This window comes from Paenibacillus hodogayensis (assembly GCF_039536325.1).
GTDB classification, from domain to species: domain Bacteria; phylum Bacillota; class Bacilli; order Paenibacillales; family NBRC-103111; genus Paenibacillus_AB; species Paenibacillus_AB hodogayensis.
On record NZ_BAAAYO010000010.1, the window covers coordinates 38451 to 53100 of the forward strand.

At 51.8% G+C, this 14650-nt stretch carries 8 protein-coding genes; 1 reads left to right on the forward strand and 7 read right to left on the reverse strand.

Features of this window, described 5'->3' with window-relative positions; all coding sequences use genetic code 11:
• Nucleotides 1-185: 185 nt before the first annotated feature.
• From ABD796_RS19400 to ABD796_RS19420, 5 genes are all read right to left on the reverse strand, one after another.
• Entirely contained in the window at nt 186-1010 is an 825-nt protein-coding gene (locus tag ABD796_RS19400) for a carbohydrate ABC transporter permease (RefSeq protein WP_344910685.1), read from the reverse strand.
• Nucleotides 1003-1884 carry a carbohydrate ABC transporter permease gene (locus ABD796_RS19405; protein WP_344910688.1) on the reverse strand — a complete coding sequence of 294 codons (882 nt, stop codon included), beginning with the start codon at nt 1882-1884 and terminating at the stop codon, nt 1003-1005. The genes ABD796_RS19400 and ABD796_RS19405 overlap by 8 nt, the downstream gene beginning before the upstream one ends.
• Before the next feature lie 93 nt (nt 1885-1977).
• Nucleotides 1978-3294: an ABC transporter substrate-binding protein gene (locus tag ABD796_RS19410; RefSeq protein ID WP_344910691.1), complete on the reverse strand. Its 1317-nt coding sequence runs from the start codon at nt 3292-3294 to the stop codon at nt 1978-1980.
• Nucleotides 3295-3354: 60 nt separating this feature from the next.
• Nucleotides 3355-6933 (reverse strand): carbohydrate binding domain-containing protein, encoded by a 3579-nt coding sequence (locus tag ABD796_RS19415; protein ID WP_344910696.1) that lies wholly within the window; start codon nt 6931-6933, stop codon nt 3355-3357.
• A 38-nt stretch (nt 6934-6971) separates the two neighbouring features.
• Entirely contained in the window at nt 6972-8525 is a 1554-nt protein-coding gene (locus ABD796_RS19420) for an FAD-dependent oxidoreductase (protein ID WP_344910701.1), read from the reverse strand.
• Nucleotides 8526-8809: 284 nt separating this feature from the next.
• Between ABD796_RS19420 and ABD796_RS19425 the strand changes: the two genes are divergently transcribed.
• Nucleotides 8810-9880 carry a LacI family DNA-binding transcriptional regulator gene (locus ABD796_RS19425; protein WP_344910704.1) on the forward strand — a complete coding sequence of 357 codons (1071 nt, stop codon included), beginning with the start codon at nt 8810-8812 and terminating at the stop codon, nt 9878-9880.
• A gap of 107 nt (nt 9881-9987) precedes the next feature.
• On the opposite strand, the gene ABD796_RS19430 is transcribed toward ABD796_RS19425, so the two are convergent.
• Nucleotides 9988-11550 carry an RCC1 domain-containing protein gene (locus tag ABD796_RS19430; protein WP_344910706.1) on the reverse strand — a complete coding sequence of 521 codons (1563 nt, stop codon included), beginning with the start codon at nt 11548-11550 and terminating at the stop codon, nt 9988-9990.
• A 30-nt stretch (nt 11551-11580) separates the two neighbouring features.
• Nucleotides 11581-13821: an exosporium glycoprotein BclB-related protein gene (locus ABD796_RS19435; protein WP_344910708.1), complete on the reverse strand. Its 2241-nt coding sequence runs from the start codon at nt 13819-13821 to the stop codon at nt 11581-11583.
• Nucleotides 13822-14650 lie beyond the last annotated feature (829 nt).

Genomic DNA, 14650 nt, shown 5'->3' on the forward strand with positions numbered 1-14650 from the left:
AAAGTTTTTAAATAGAGACATAAAAAAGACATGATTTTTCTGTATTTTTTTCTAATTACATACATTAGACTCATTTATTAAAAGACCGGCAACGCACAATAAGCGCTCCACCGCATGATGGAGCGCAACTGTTCCCTGTCGATTCCCGTTCGCGCACAAAGTTCCGTTGTCGAGCAGCCGTCCCCCTATCCTTTCAGACCGGTTGAGGCGATGCCCTGCACGAACTGCTTCTGCGCAACCAAATAAACAGCGACGACCGGAATCGTTATGATCACCGCTCCCGCCATCAATAACGACGTATCCACCTCGCTATTTCCTTTGAGATACAGAAGTCCCAAAGGCAAGGTGAACAGTTTTTTGTCCTGCAAGTAAATCAACGGTCCGATCGTATTGTTCCAGGCGCCCATAAACGTGAACACCGACAACGCCGCAAGCGCGGGCTTGCATAGCGGCAAATAGATTATCCAAAATATTCCTGGTGGCGAGTACCCGTCCATCACCGCAGCCTCGTACAACTCCTTCGGCAAACTCTTGATAAATTGATGAAGCAAAAAGATGCCGAATGCCCCTCCCAAAAAGTGCGGAACGATCAACGGATAGTACGTATTCAGCATGCCGAATGACTTCCAGATGAAATAACTCGGAATGAGCGTCACCTGAAACGGCAGCATCAGCGTTGCCAGCATCATCAGATAAAGCGGCTTTTTCAACCGAAAGTCGAACAGCGCCAGGCCGAAGGCAACCAGGGCACACGACAGGAGCGTCCCGATCAACTCGATGATCACGAGAAACGTGCTGTTGAACGCGTAACCGGCAAAGTTGACACTCTCCCATACGACTTTGTAGTTGCCCCATTCAATCGGATTCGGTATCCACTGCGGAGGCAACTTGGCGACAGCCCCCGCCGTTTTGAGCGATGCGCTGACCATCCACAGAAACGGCAGGAACATCGCGATCGCTCCCGCAACAAGCAGCAGGTAAACAATCGCTTTGCCGATCACCTTAGTCATAGTGAACCCACCTTTTCTCGAATAATCGTTGGAACAGCGTAATCGTCAAAATAATGAGAAAAAGCGCCCAAGCCGCTGCGGAAGCCGGCCCCATCTTGGAGAGCATAAAGGCATCCCGGTAAATGAGCATATTGGGCACCAAATTTCGTTCCGGCACCATCGTCACATTGGCTCCCCACATCGCGAGAAACACGTCGAACGCCTGAAACGCCGAGATGGTCGAAAGAATCATGACCAAATAAATCATCGGCGATACGAGCGGAAGCACAATTTTGCTGAAATACTTGAACCCGGACGCACCGTCGATCTGGGCCGCCTCATGCATCTCCTTGGAAATGTTCTGCATGCCCGCCAGAAGCAGAATCATCGAAGAACCGATTCCTTTCCACACCTGCACGAACGCGATACTGCCGATGACAATCCACCACTGTCTGCTTGTCAGCCACTGCACAGGACCGAGATTCACCAAGCTCAACACCCAGTTGACCAACCCGTACTGCTCGCCGTACAAATAGTTCCATAGCATCCCCCCAGCCATCCACGGTGTAACGACAGGCAAAAAATAAAGAAGACGGAACAAGGTTTTGCCGCGAATGGCTTGGTTGAGCAAATGAGCAACGATCAAGGAGAGTATCGTTTGCAAAGGGACAAAAATCAGAGCGAAATAAAACACATTGCGGATCGAAATCCAAAACGTATGTTCGGAAAGCAGGTTTTTCCAGTTTCTCAGACCAACCCACTCGATCGGATTAAACAAATCCCACTGCGCAAACGATAAGTACGTTGAAAACAAAATCGGAAACGCCACAAACACGACAACATGAATCAAAAACGGTAGCGTAAAGATGTATCCCCAATAGCCTTGCTTCTGCATCGGCACACCGCCTTTCCTCTATTAAAAACGGAAAGGTGAAGCACGCTCCAGCGGTTGCGCGCTTCACCTACGACAACAACGAACAGTAACGGTTTATTTGTTCTGGTCGAGCACAGCCTGCACCTTTTTGTCGATTTCCTGCGCACCCGCTTCAGCGGAAACATTGCCGCTGTATATGTCGCCGATAATCGGCTGGGCAACCCCTCTCCATTCGTTCCAGCTGGCATTTTCATCGAGCGTCGTACCCGCTTCCGCGATACCATCGGTGAACGCCTTTTTATTCAACGGCTTGCTTGTGTTTTTCTCCAGCTCCTTCAACGCCTTCTTGTTGACCGGAATGGACGAGCCGCTGTTCGCCACAACGGTTTGCGCTTCCTCGCTCAAGTAATATTTCATAAATGCCCAAGCCGCTTCCTTCGCCTCCGGCTTCGCTTTTGAGTAAATGAGCCAAGAATTCGTCACCATCGGAACATAGCGCTTGCCGTCTACGCTTTTCGGCATTTTCACGACATCCCAATCGGCATCGGGGAAGCTTTTGTTCATCGTGGTCTGGTTGCTGTATTGCAGGATATACATGGCACCTTTGCCGTTCGCAAGCGCAGGCAGATCGCCCCCCTGCGCGCGGTTAAATTCCAGGGTTGATATATAGCCTCCCTTTACACCGTCCTGCATCGCCTTCAAACCGGCAATCGTCTTTGGATCGTGAAACATCGATTTCGTCTTCGTTTCGTCAAGCGCTTGCCCGCCTGCCATCTTAATGAACGGAAACCAGCCCTGCGTAATGCCGGCATTTCCGATCAAGCCGTAAACCTCGTCTTTTTTTGACAGCTTTTTGGCGGTCTCGATCAGATCCTGAAACGTCCAGTTGTCCGTAGGCAGCGGAACGTTGGCGTTGCCGAACACTTTTTTGTTAAACGCCAGCGCGGCGGGGTTGATGCCATGCGGAATGCCGTACACTTTGCCGTCCGGCGTGCGTGCCGCGTACAAAGCGGAGATGTAGTCGTCTTCCTTCAGATCCCGCTTGATATAGGAAGACAAGTCTTCCGCTACGCCTCGTTTTCCGTAGCCAAGAATGACGGCGTTTTCCTGGAACCATAGATCGGGGGCCGTATTGCCGGCAATTTGCGTCGCGACCTTCGAGACGAAATCCCCCCACGGCGAATCGTTGACTTCCACTTTGATATGCGGATGCTTGGCAATAAACCCGTCGATGATCTCTTTCTTGGTGACATCGTACGCCCCGGGAAGCCCAATTTTCAGCGCAACTTCTTTCGGCCCCCCCGCGTTGTTCGATGTGGCAGGCGATTCCGAAGATGCGTTTCCTCCTCCCTTTTCGCCTGTATTGGATGAGCAGGCTGCCAAGGATAGTGCAACGACGAGCGAAGAAATCCATACGGATGTTTGTTTCATGTGAACCCCTCCTGCTTTTTGTCTCGGGCCGGAGACGATTCCGACCCGGATTTGCTCCATTCAACCGTGTACGTTCACATCATCAAGCCAAGCCGGTCCGTTCACATTGGTATCCGCTTTGAAGTACACTTGAATTTTCCTTGTTTGCTCCGCTGCAACAAACGTTAATCGGTACTCGGTCCAGCCGCTGTTGTTTTTCGTTTTGGTCCAATTGTAGGCAAGCGTCGTATCGTCCTGCTTCACTTGCCGGATGCCGAGCTCGACCGCACCGCTGGTCGATTCGTTTTTCACCCAGCCGGACAGCACATACTGCTTGCCGGGGACAACCGGGATGCTTTTCTCGTTTGCCGTATTGATCACATTCCAACTGTTGGTCGGCTTCGGATCGATCCGCGCCGAAGCTTGACCGCTATGCGCCACCGTCCGATCCCAGACTGCACTTGCGGTGTACCACCCGTCTGCTTTTACGCCGCTGGAGGCTTGCTTCTCAAAGCCCCCGTTATAGACCAGATTCGTATCGATGTGAACATGAAGCGGAACGGAGGCGTGTACGGTATCGCCAACCTTCGCCAAAATGTCCAGCTGATAGACCGCTTCCGTAACCGTATGCGGAACCGTCAAGCTTCCTTCCACCCGTTTCGTTTCCTTGCCTCCCATGAGGACAACGGAAGGCAAATAAACCGCGATGGCTACAGACGACGCAAATGACAGATCTACCGCGATCGCCTGCATGGAATGGTTCGTCAGGTCAAGCGCAAACGAATGCGTCCCGGTTCGCTGCAGTTCCAGCCGATCCGAATCAAGCACGGCCTTCAGCAGCGCTTGTACCGCAATCGGGCTCTTCGCGGAGGCTGCAAGCGTTTCCCCTTCGTACTGGAATTGAACGACGGCTGTCACCTGGTAGTCGCCAGGCACGGCATCTTCGGGAATATCGAACGCCAGATGGGACGCTGAGCTGTCCGAAGCGCTCAAACTGCCGATGTCATCGTGAACCGGTATCATGCCGGCAATCCCCGGCAGCGACACATACACGGACACATGCACATTTTGCAAAGTTTTGTCCGTTGCGTTGCGGATCTGAACGCCGACCCCCAAAGCATCGCCCGCAGCCACCTGTTTGGACGCAACCTGCAGATCAATTCGCAGAGCGGCTTGCACAATGGATTGGATCCGGGCATCGATCTGATGCAGGACATTGAGCATCTCCGCTTTCTCCCCTCCAAGCACAACGTCGTCCTGCTGCTCTGTCCACTGCACCAGCTGCGATAACGCTTTCAGAAAGGCGATCGCTTCCTGCAGCACCCCCTGTTTGTTCGCTGCGCCCAGCTGCAAGGCTTGCTGCAATTGTGCCAGCAGACCCGCGAGCGCGTCCGTTTTGACCGCCCAATCGGGATGCGGAGTCATCCCCTTCGCCGCTTCCAGCTGTCCGAAAGCTTCATCCGCCTTTACCGCAAACGGAACGATCCGATATACAAGCGTCTGCTCCGCGGTCAGCGCGATCTGCTGCTCGCTCTCCCAGCTCGCCCATTGTTTTGGCGTACCGCCATACAGCAGCTGCATCTCGTATCCGGGTACAGCGATCGGCAAAGCGGCCGTTTGGTTCTGCTTGGTCAAATTGATCGCGACCGCATAGCGCTCGCTCCCGCGCTCCCATATGCCCCACTGCACGTCATTGCCAATGTGCTCGTCAATCTTCGCACCTTGTGTTACAAGCTCGCCAATGAGCCCCAGCTCGCTCTTGAACTGCACGAGTCCCGGCCATAGCTCGGATTGCTGCAGCTTCCATCCGGGATCGGTTATGGAGTAGTAGGCAAGTCCTTTACCTCCCGCCAAGACGGATTGATACGCCATATTGCGCACCTGATCGATCGTCGGAAGATAGTCGTACACCGTATTTGCCAAGCGGAACGTTTGCAGCACCGTCCAGATCGGCTTGGCATCGTCAACCGCCGCTCTGGCCAGTCGCACGCTTTTGCCTACCGCCGAGATCGGCTGCATAAAGTCTTTTCGGTACGGGTACACATCGGTTGTCAAAATGTCGGTTGCCTGCCCCGCCGTCTCGAATGCATCGTAATCCGTGATGTAGGTCGGATGCACGGGATCAATCGCACGGACCTGCCTGTAAGATTCCAGCAGCTCCCACTGAGGCACTTTGTGCAGACTCGGTTCATCCATTATCATCCACGCAAGCACGGCAGGATGATCTTTAAACATGGCTACATATTGCCGATTTTGCTCGAAGTTTTCTTTCACCTTCATGTTGGTGTACAAGGGCACCAACATTTTCAGTCCGCTCGCATGGGCCGCATCGAGCTGCGCTTTCAATTGGGCCGCATTGCTGGCGAAGCGGCCTTGAATCGTATTGATGCCGATCGCGAGCAGATCCGGAAAATCGGCAGGATCGACATGATAGCCGATGACCGGGAAGAACGGTTGACCGTCCACATATAGCGGGCCATTCGCCGGAAGCGCCGTCGGACGGGCCCAGCGATAAACCGTACGCTCCAACTCGCCGATCGTTCGCAGGGCATCTTCCCTTAACGTCACGACAATCCGATAAGGCTGCTGCATATCCATGACGGTCGGATCGAATGAGACATGCATCTCCAGAGCCGCAGCGATGCCGTTCTCCTCAAAGACGATGACTCCCGTTTCATCGGCAACCATCTTGATATCTACCGTTTTATTCGATGTTATCCCGTCCTCGGGCGAAGTCTTGACTTGAATCGTTCCCGCGGTCATATCCGGATAGTAGTACACGTTATTCGTTTGAACCGATACGAGTTGAGGCGGACGCTTCGTCTGGACGACGGATGCATCGTCGAAGTAGGCCGTTCCTTTTCCGAACAAGCGCAAGTAGACGTACATATACTTGGTTCCGGACGGTACTTCGAGCTCCTCGCTCAGCTCATGCCATCCCCCGTCATTCAGCGCGGCGGAAGCTTTCACGTCATATCCGGAAACCCAGTTCTCGGACGTATTCTGCGGCCCTTTGTAAAATTCGAATTTCAGCCCGACGTTGCCGGTCACATTCATCGCTTTGAACCAGGACGTTACCTTGTAAAAACCGCCTTCCGATACCGGAATCGGCTGCATAACCCACGGGTTGTTGCTCGCGCTCGTGAAAATCGACATGCCGTAATTCCCGCTCCGGACCGCTTCCGGGACGGCCTGCATAAAATTGCCCCAGCCGTCCTTGATCGGCGACCAATTGGCGGCAATACCCGCGTTGACCGCCTCAAACCCGCCATTTTTCAGCAGTTCTTCAACGACCAGCGTAACGGATACGTTGGCCGTTTGATTGGCCGCAACAACGAACGGTTCCGAGCTTTTCTCCACAAATCCCACTTTATTAACGGTCAATGTGTGATTGCCGGCCGGAACATCGGATATGGAGTATGCGCCGGACGCATCGGTGATCGCCTGTTTGCCGGTGCCGAGCACGACTACTCTGGCTCCTTCCAGCGCCACATTGCCAGGACCGTATACCGCACCCGAAACAGCGCCAAGCGCTGTCTCCGTTCTGAACGTATCGTCGTCATCCACCTGCGCGTACCCTTTGACTTGAAACGCGGATAAGAGGAGAGTGAGTATCATCAGAAAAACAAGCTTTTTTTCGACAAAACGCATTCGACGCATCGTAGCCCCTCCCGATTGGAACGTAATGGACGTTCGCTTCACTTCGGCCAATCCAAAAACTGATTGTCCTCCAGCAGTTTTTGCCGCAGCTTGGCGTAGTCGACCTCCTGCACCGAACGACCGTCCTGAAGCGCAAGAGCCGCTGCCGTCGCAGCCGACTGGCCGAGAATCATAAAGACCGGCTCCATCCGGATCGAGCCGAATGCAATATGCGAGGCGGACAAACAAACCGGCACAAGCAGATTGGAGCATTGTTCGCCTTTCGGTACAATAGCCCGGTACGATATCGGGTACGGCGCCGCCGCCGGAACTTCCACATTCCCTTCATTGATGCAACGTCCATCCAGAACGACTCTTCGGCAGTTATGGGAGTCCATCGTGTACGCAGCAAGACCGATCGAATCGTCCACCGTTCTCAATCTTCTGCAATGATGCTCGGTCATGACCGTTTCGGCAATCATGCGGCGAGCTTCACGAATGTACAACTGCGGCGTCCAGTGCCCCGTCTCCGTAAACTCGTCAGCCGGCAGCCCCCATTTGCGCACTTCTTCGCGAACCGCCCTCGGTACCCGCTCATCGTTGCCAAGGAAATAGAGCATCCCCACATTGTTGCGAACATGCGCCTGGAAGATGTGTTCGCGCTCGGCGTAGCTTCCTTCCGGCCAACGGTAGTTTTGACCGATAAAATCGGTCGAAACCGCTCCTTTGTTGTTCAGGTCGCTCTTGCCGTTCGGCATCGCGATGTGCAGCAGCAGCGCATCCCAGATCCCGCCCTGAATATAGCGGGCAAGCAGAGTGAAGTCATCCGGACAATAGCCGGGAGGCTCGGGAAACGGAATTTGGTTCGCCTCCACATTCGTTAGACAAATGCGGAAATTGTACGCTTGCACACTGCTGTCTCCCTGCCCTTGGCGACCGAGAGGCGCATCGCTTACACCCGCCAGCAATCCGCTGTCCGGTTTCCCTTCGATTGTGTACGGATCTACCCAAATTTTGAAATCGTGTTCGCGGTCGCCGAAATGAATGCCGTTCAACACTTCCTTATACGTGTTGTTGGATTCCCGGCCGACATGGTACGAAACGCCTGCCTGCGCCATCAAATCTCCTTCGTAGGTGGCGTCGATAAACATGCTTGCCGCAAATGTATTCCCGTTCTCCATCGCGATCTCCGCAATGTTTCCGTTGCGCTTGATCACTTTGTCGAGGTGCTGCTCCATATATACCTGGATTTGCTCCCTCTCCAGCCATTCCATGAAAATCGCTTTGGCAACGCTCGGTTCAAACGTCCACTGCGTGCCGTCTCCTTCTGTCGTTCCGTAGTGTTTGCCCAGTGCGAGGTAAAACTCGCGGGCAATGCCTCCGATCGCCCCCTTGTGCCCGATATCGGTTGCGCCCAGCCCACCGGTTGTCAACCCTCCCAGATGGCTGCCAAACTCGACAATGACCACCTTGAGCCCCATTCGGCTCGCCTGTACCGCAGCGGCAATACCGGCGGATGTTCCGCCGTAAATACAAAGGTCCGCTTTTACGGTCTCCGGGAAAGCTTGCTTCTGCGCGGGCTTGTAGTACGTTAACGAACTGAAATCGTGCATGAATCCGTACTCTCCTTTTCTTCGTCATGCGAATGAATACACTCGTAGAATAAAAGGAATTAAGTTATATTTCTAGTTTCATTTTGATTTCATTTTCTACTCAAATTACAAATTCACCGATTAAACAAGACTATCTAGAATCACCATCTCATAAGATCCTTCCTCGGGCTCCCATTCTACTTAAATCCTATATCAACGTTTTTATAAATAGCTCCATTTTTGTTTCATTTTTTGTTACAATGAATTCAGATCCTTATTGAACTCGTAAAGGAGCTTGTACCGTCATGCCAAAACCCAAAGTAACCTTGCATGATTTGTCCTATCGTCTAGGGCTTTCCATACATACGGTGTCGAAAGCGCTCCGCGGTCTTCCCGGCATGTCCGAAGAAACGAGGTATGCGGTCAACCAGATGGCGAGACAACTGGGCTACCGTACGAAAGAACAAAAACGAAGCCTTAATGTGGAGAGGATTCAGTTATTCCCGGAAGTCAAACACCGCTTTATGCTCATCATTGCGCGAACGAACAGCGGCTCCGCCTTAAACCAGATGCTGCTTGTCGGCTTGCAGGAGAAGCTGTCGGAATTCGGCCATTCCATTGAGACGGTCATTGCTCCCGAAACGTTCGACAAAGACGGTGCGTTCGAGGAATGGGTGGACAAGCACAACATCAAGTACGCCGACGGCATTTTCATTCCACCGCTTACCGCGCCGGGGCTGGAAAGCAAGCTGCTGTCGCTGGCCATCCCTCGCATTATATTGAACTACGCTCCTCCGGCAGTGGACGCAGACAGTGTGATCTGGGATGTCGAAACGGCGATCTATCAGTCGGTGCGCTATTTTCTGGAGATGGGGCATACCAATGTGCTGTTTATCGGGGAAAAAGAAGCGCGCGGTCATTTGCTGCGCTGGAAAACCTTCGTGGAAGCGATGAGGGAAAACGGCGAAGACGTACATGCCGACGATCATGTCACAGACGTCATTTCGAACAAAGAGCAATGGATGAACATCGTCACGGAACGGCTTCAACGACGGAAACCTACGGCGATCCTGAGCGCGCTGGGCAGCCGACTGCCCTGGATTTATTTGGCGTGTGACGCAAACGGGCTGCACATCCCCGATAATTGCTCGCTGATTTCGCTGGAACACGACAAAAGCGATTTTGTGCCGCAGCTGTCAAGACCGTTTCTCCTTATTAAGGAAACCGGGGTGCGCGGAGCGGAGCGCATGTTGTGGAGGCTCGCTAATCCGCATTTGCCCTATGAGCACACCCAGCTTCAAGGCGGCTTCTATAGGGGCGAGACCGTCAAGCCGCTGCAGCGCGCAGGGCAGGGGGCGTTTCCGAAAAATCGATAACCTCGCGTTTGAAGAACAAATCAACGGCATGCCCAAATAAATGGAGGGCATACTTCCCCATATAAGCCATCCACAAGTGGATGGCTTATAGGGCACGATTCGCGTTATCAGTTGACTTTAACCTCTGTAGGGACCAATGTAGAACCAACAATTGAACCATTACCCAGTTGCCCCATATCGTTGGATCCCCATGTGAGATAAGAACCCTCGCGGCTTAACGCACTGCTGCTTAAGTACCCGGCAGACAAAGAGTCCACAAGTACGTCGGTTGCCACTTTAACAGGGAGCAGCCTTGTAGCTTTCGTACCATCACCGAGTTGACCGTATCCATTATACCCCCAAGTCCAAACGATGCCGTCCGTTCCCAAAGCCATACTATGGAGACCACCGGCGGAAATTTGTTTTACAGGGGGTAAGGCAGCCAGCTGCACAGCCTGTAAGCGCGAGATCACGGTGCCATCGCCCAGCTCGCCTTCCCCATTATATCCCCAGGCCCATACCGTGCCGTCATTTTTCAGAGCCATACTGTGATAAAGTCCGCTCGATAGGGCGGTGATCCCACTTAAGCCCGCTATCTTCACGGGTGCTGAACGATTCACCTCCGTTCCATCTCCCAATTGGCCTAATGCATTAGACCCCCATGCAAATGCAGTACCATCGCTTCGAACAGCCTGGCTATGGAATGCACCGCTTGAAATGGAGGCAATGGAGTCAAGGCCCGATACTTGGACTGGTGTTACTCGGTCAACCGTAGTATCATCGCCTAGTTGGCCATATGCGTTTAAGCCCCATGCCCACACGGTCCCGTCGCTTTTCAAAGCCAACGAATGCTGTTGCCCTGCTTGTATGGCAATTACATGGTTTAGACCGGGCACTTGTACCGGTACAAGCTTCGGTTCTACCGTACCGTCGCCTAATTGGCCAACACCATTACTTCCCCACGCCCATACGGTACCATTCTGCTTCAATGCAAGCGAGTGGTTCTGGCCAACGGAAATGGAGCTTATAGAATCCAAGCCTATGACCTTCGATGGGAGTAGACTGTGAATAAGTTTATCCAGTCCCACGATTCCCAGCTTGTATCCTCCCCACTCCCACACGGTTCCATCTTGCTTAACAGCTGCTGTGTGAAAGGCGTTAAAGCTGCCCATCGAAACTTGGGGTGTTATTTGCAAAGCAGCGTCGATAAGGCGGAGTGTCACCTCATTGCTTGCCAATGAAACATTCCCGGCCGCATCCTTCGCTCTGACCGTGAAGCTATAGCTGGAACCCGCCACTAATCCAGTAATTGTTGTTTCGAGTGTACCATAAGTCACACTTGTTACTACAGACGCACCCTTGTAAACCTCATAACCAATGACACCGATATTATCTGCTGCGGCTGTCCATATGAGGCTTACGCTATCTGCCGTGCTCCCGGCCAATTTCAAGAGCGGAGCGCTTGGTGCAGATCCATCCTTGGGGAACCCGGCCACAGGAATAAGGATTGGCGGAACATTGACTTCAAGCTGCGGCTCCTTCACCTGTGGGGCTAAGTAAACGTTCTGGCTAACAACTGTGCTCGGAGTACCTGGATTGCCGGGACTGCTTTCTACCTGATTCATCATTGCAAATGGATGGAGTAATACAGCTGTCATAATAACAAAACTTACCGAAGACTTATTCTTCATAGGATGCACCCTCCCCAGAGCTATTACCGATTATTCAATGGCAACTCCTGCGCTTGCATACCCGGTTACCGAATTTACAAAAGCCATACCTTGGGCTGAAATGGAATATACCAATATATAACGATCACCAGCCGCTACGGGTATACTTAAACCCGTTGTAGTCCCGCTTATTGTATCTCCTAAAGAAACAGCGTCCGTTAAAGACGGCGCTAATGTTACCCCAGCTCCTGGCACTACAGCAAATGTGTTGTTGGCTGAAGGACCCGCTGATTTATACAATTGAGCCTGCATGGTTACCGACGTTCCTGCCATAAGTGTTAATGGAGTAGTGTTACTAAAAAAGGCGGAAATCGATGTGATTTTTCCACCACGCGGAGTTATAAATGCATAATTAATAACTGGCCCCATTGTCGTACCGGTCAAATCAATATTGCCACTCGTAAGATTAATTCCTGTTGCGGAAGATCCAAACCCAATCAAGCTTGCCGTACCTGTCAATCCACCTAGGAGGGTTGTCATAGTGATCGGCCCCCCAGACGCAAAAGGGATAAGCGAACCTGCGCCTGCTGCTCCGGCTGCAGCTATCAGTGTATAGTCTGGAGATACTCCAGGCACTCCTGTTGGTGGTGCAACATTTGTAATATAGGTACTGCCATTAAACGTTACTACCTGTGCTGCGGAATAACCGGGAGCTATTGCCGGATCGAATGCCACCACTCCATTTAATCCAACCCCTGCTGCACCTGTTGATCCGGCTGGGCCGGTCGCTCCGGTTGGCCCTGCTGGTCCGGTTGCTCCGGCTGGCCCTGCTGGGCCGGTGGAACCTGCTGCACCTGCTGGGCCGACTGGCCCTGCTACTCCGGCTGGTCCTTGTGGTCCTTGTGGTCCTTGTGGTCCGGTGGCACCTGTTACTCCGGCTGCCCCAGCAACACCTGCTGCAGCTATCAGTGTATAGTCTGCGGATAATCCAGGCACTCCTGTTGGTGCTGCAACATTTGTAATATAGGTACTGCCATTATGCGTGACTACCTGTGTTGCGGAATAAGCGGATGCTGCTGCCGCATCGAATGCCAGCACTCCATTTAATCCAACCCCTGCTGCACCTGTTACTCCGGCTGGCCCGACTGGTCCTGCTACTCCGGCTGGTCCTTGTGGTCCTTGCGGTCCTTGCGGTCCTTGTGGTCCTTCTGATCCTTGTGGTCCAATTCCACCCGATTGTCCATCTGCTCCTCTTGAACCTTCAATTCCTACATCACCTTTATCGCCCTTGTCACCTTTATCGCCCTTGTCGCCCTTGTCGCCCTTGTCGCCCTTGTCACCTTTACCTCCTGCCAATCCTGGAACAAGTGGCGGCGTGGATGGTGCAGATGCAGCCCCCTCAGCAGTTGATGCTTCTACGAAAAGCGCATGGCTGCCATTATGTACGATTGTTACCGCTTCACCTACTTGAATCGTCGATGCTAGTCCATTCTGTCCATAAACGATAGAGTCCGAGCTTAACTGATATGCAACTTTTGCTCCTATGCTATTCAGTACTACAATACTAGTCGCAGTCAGTTCAGCAATATTCCCTCGAGTTATCCGATCGGACAAGCTGCTAGTATGTATTTCAGCGTTACTCAAAACTGTCGCCAGTTGAGCCCGTGTGATCGTTTGCTTTGGCTTAAATGTATGATCGGGAAATCCATCAACTACTTTATACTGTGCCGCTGTATTCACATAACCGACTGCCCAATCTGAAATATCAGAAGCATCGCTGAACGGCGCTGCTTTATTGGCGAGTGCTGTAGACTCGGGAGATTTGCCCATGGCTCGAATAACGATCCTTGTTACCCATTCACGGCTGGCTGATTGACTCCCCCAGTTGGAACCTGTAAGTTCTACCTCTTCACCTGGTACAATCAGTCCTTTTTCAAAAGCAAGCTTAACCCAGTTCTGCGCCCATAAATCGACTTTGAGAGTAAGATCAGCAGGTTTAGGAACAGCCTCTTCAAAACCTAGGAATCGAACTGCCATAATGACTGCTTCCTGATGGCTTACAGGACTATTAGGATTGAAGTTGCCTAAATCATCGCCTTCAACAACTCTTAGCGCAGCAACCTTTGAAATATATTTGGAAGCCCATGAGGATGAGCCCACATCCGAGAACGCTGCAGCGTCTGCAACCCCATATTTTAAAGGTCCAAAATTAGGAAACAAGGTTGTAAGTTGCCCTACTAGCAGTAACGCGATTGCCGACGACTTATAAAGCTTTGACTTCTTGCTTTTCATTGTCATTACCTCCATTAATTTGAAATATAGCTTGAGGCGGCTCTAAAACGATATCGAAAATGCTACGGCCTATGGCCATTGGGTGTGTAAGAGCTTAAAACTGGCTTAGTCTGTGCTGCATGCTATACCACCTTTCAAAAGCATGAAACTTTCAACTCCTTCTATCACAAAGTCAGACCTTAACCCGTATTTATGAAATGACCTAATCTCTTGCTCAGTAAGAGATCAGACCTTTCCGAATACGCAGAATTAGCTCTGACTTTGTACTGTATAAGTTGAACGAATGTTGGAAGCCCATTTCATTCCGAAAAGGACTGCCTTGCTGCTCAGACATGTTGTTTTCAACTCCTGGATTGAAAAAAAGACTCAGCGGAATAGAGTTGAGAGCCAAAACTCGCTACAAGACAGATCCCTTTATCCATTTCACTTGGCTATTTCCAGAAAGTGTTTTCGTTCAACTTATATAGTTCCTTGCTTTGTATTGTCATAGACTACTATTATTATAAATGTAGGCTATGAAAGACTTCTGAAAGAGAAATAGCTGTCATCAAGGAGCGAGCACGGTAGCTCCTTGATGACAGCTATTTCGTTAGATTCATACCACAGGTGTTCCCACGACAAAACCCGTTAAGATTTCGGGGGATTCTGCACCTAGTCCCGAAGATGTCGAAATAACGGAAGGCGACTGTACGACTGTTATTGCGAGTAGCGGCTACGACATATTTCGCGTCTTATTCATGCGTCAGCGCAGTCACCTTCCTGAAATGGAGGCGATTCTAGATGCGGGGAGATTGCCTGAGGACTGACTTCTTATCCGTAAAAAAGACAG

Coding starts and splice junctions, on each gene's coding strand:
- ABD796_RS19400 (WP_344910685.1), bottom strand. CDS start 1,010: ATGACTAAGGTGATCGGCAAAGCGATTGTTTACCTGCTGCTTGTTGCG.
- ABD796_RS19405 (WP_344910688.1), bottom strand. CDS start 1,884: ATGCAGAAGCAAGGCTATTGGGGATACATCTTTACGCTACCGTTTTTG.
- ABD796_RS19410 (WP_344910691.1), bottom strand. CDS start 3,294: ATGAAACAAACATCCGTATGGATTTCTTCGCTCGTCGTTGCACTATCC.
- ABD796_RS19415 (WP_344910696.1), bottom strand. CDS start 6,933: ATGCGTCGAATGCGTTTTGTCGAAAAAAAGCTTGTTTTTCTGATGATA.
- ABD796_RS19420 (WP_344910701.1), bottom strand. CDS start 8,525: ATGCACGATTTCAGTTCGTTAACGTACTACAAGCCCGCGCAGAAGCAA.
- ABD796_RS19425 (WP_344910704.1), top strand. CDS start 8,810: ATGCCAAAACCCAAAGTAACCTTGCATGATTTGTCCTATCGTCTAGGG.
- ABD796_RS19430 (WP_344910706.1), bottom strand. CDS start 11,550: ATGAAGAATAAGTCTTCGGTAAGTTTTGTTATTATGACAGCTGTATTA.
- ABD796_RS19435 (WP_344910708.1), bottom strand. CDS start 13,821: ATGAAAAGCAAGAAGTCAAAGCTTTATAAGTCGTCGGCAATCGCGTTA.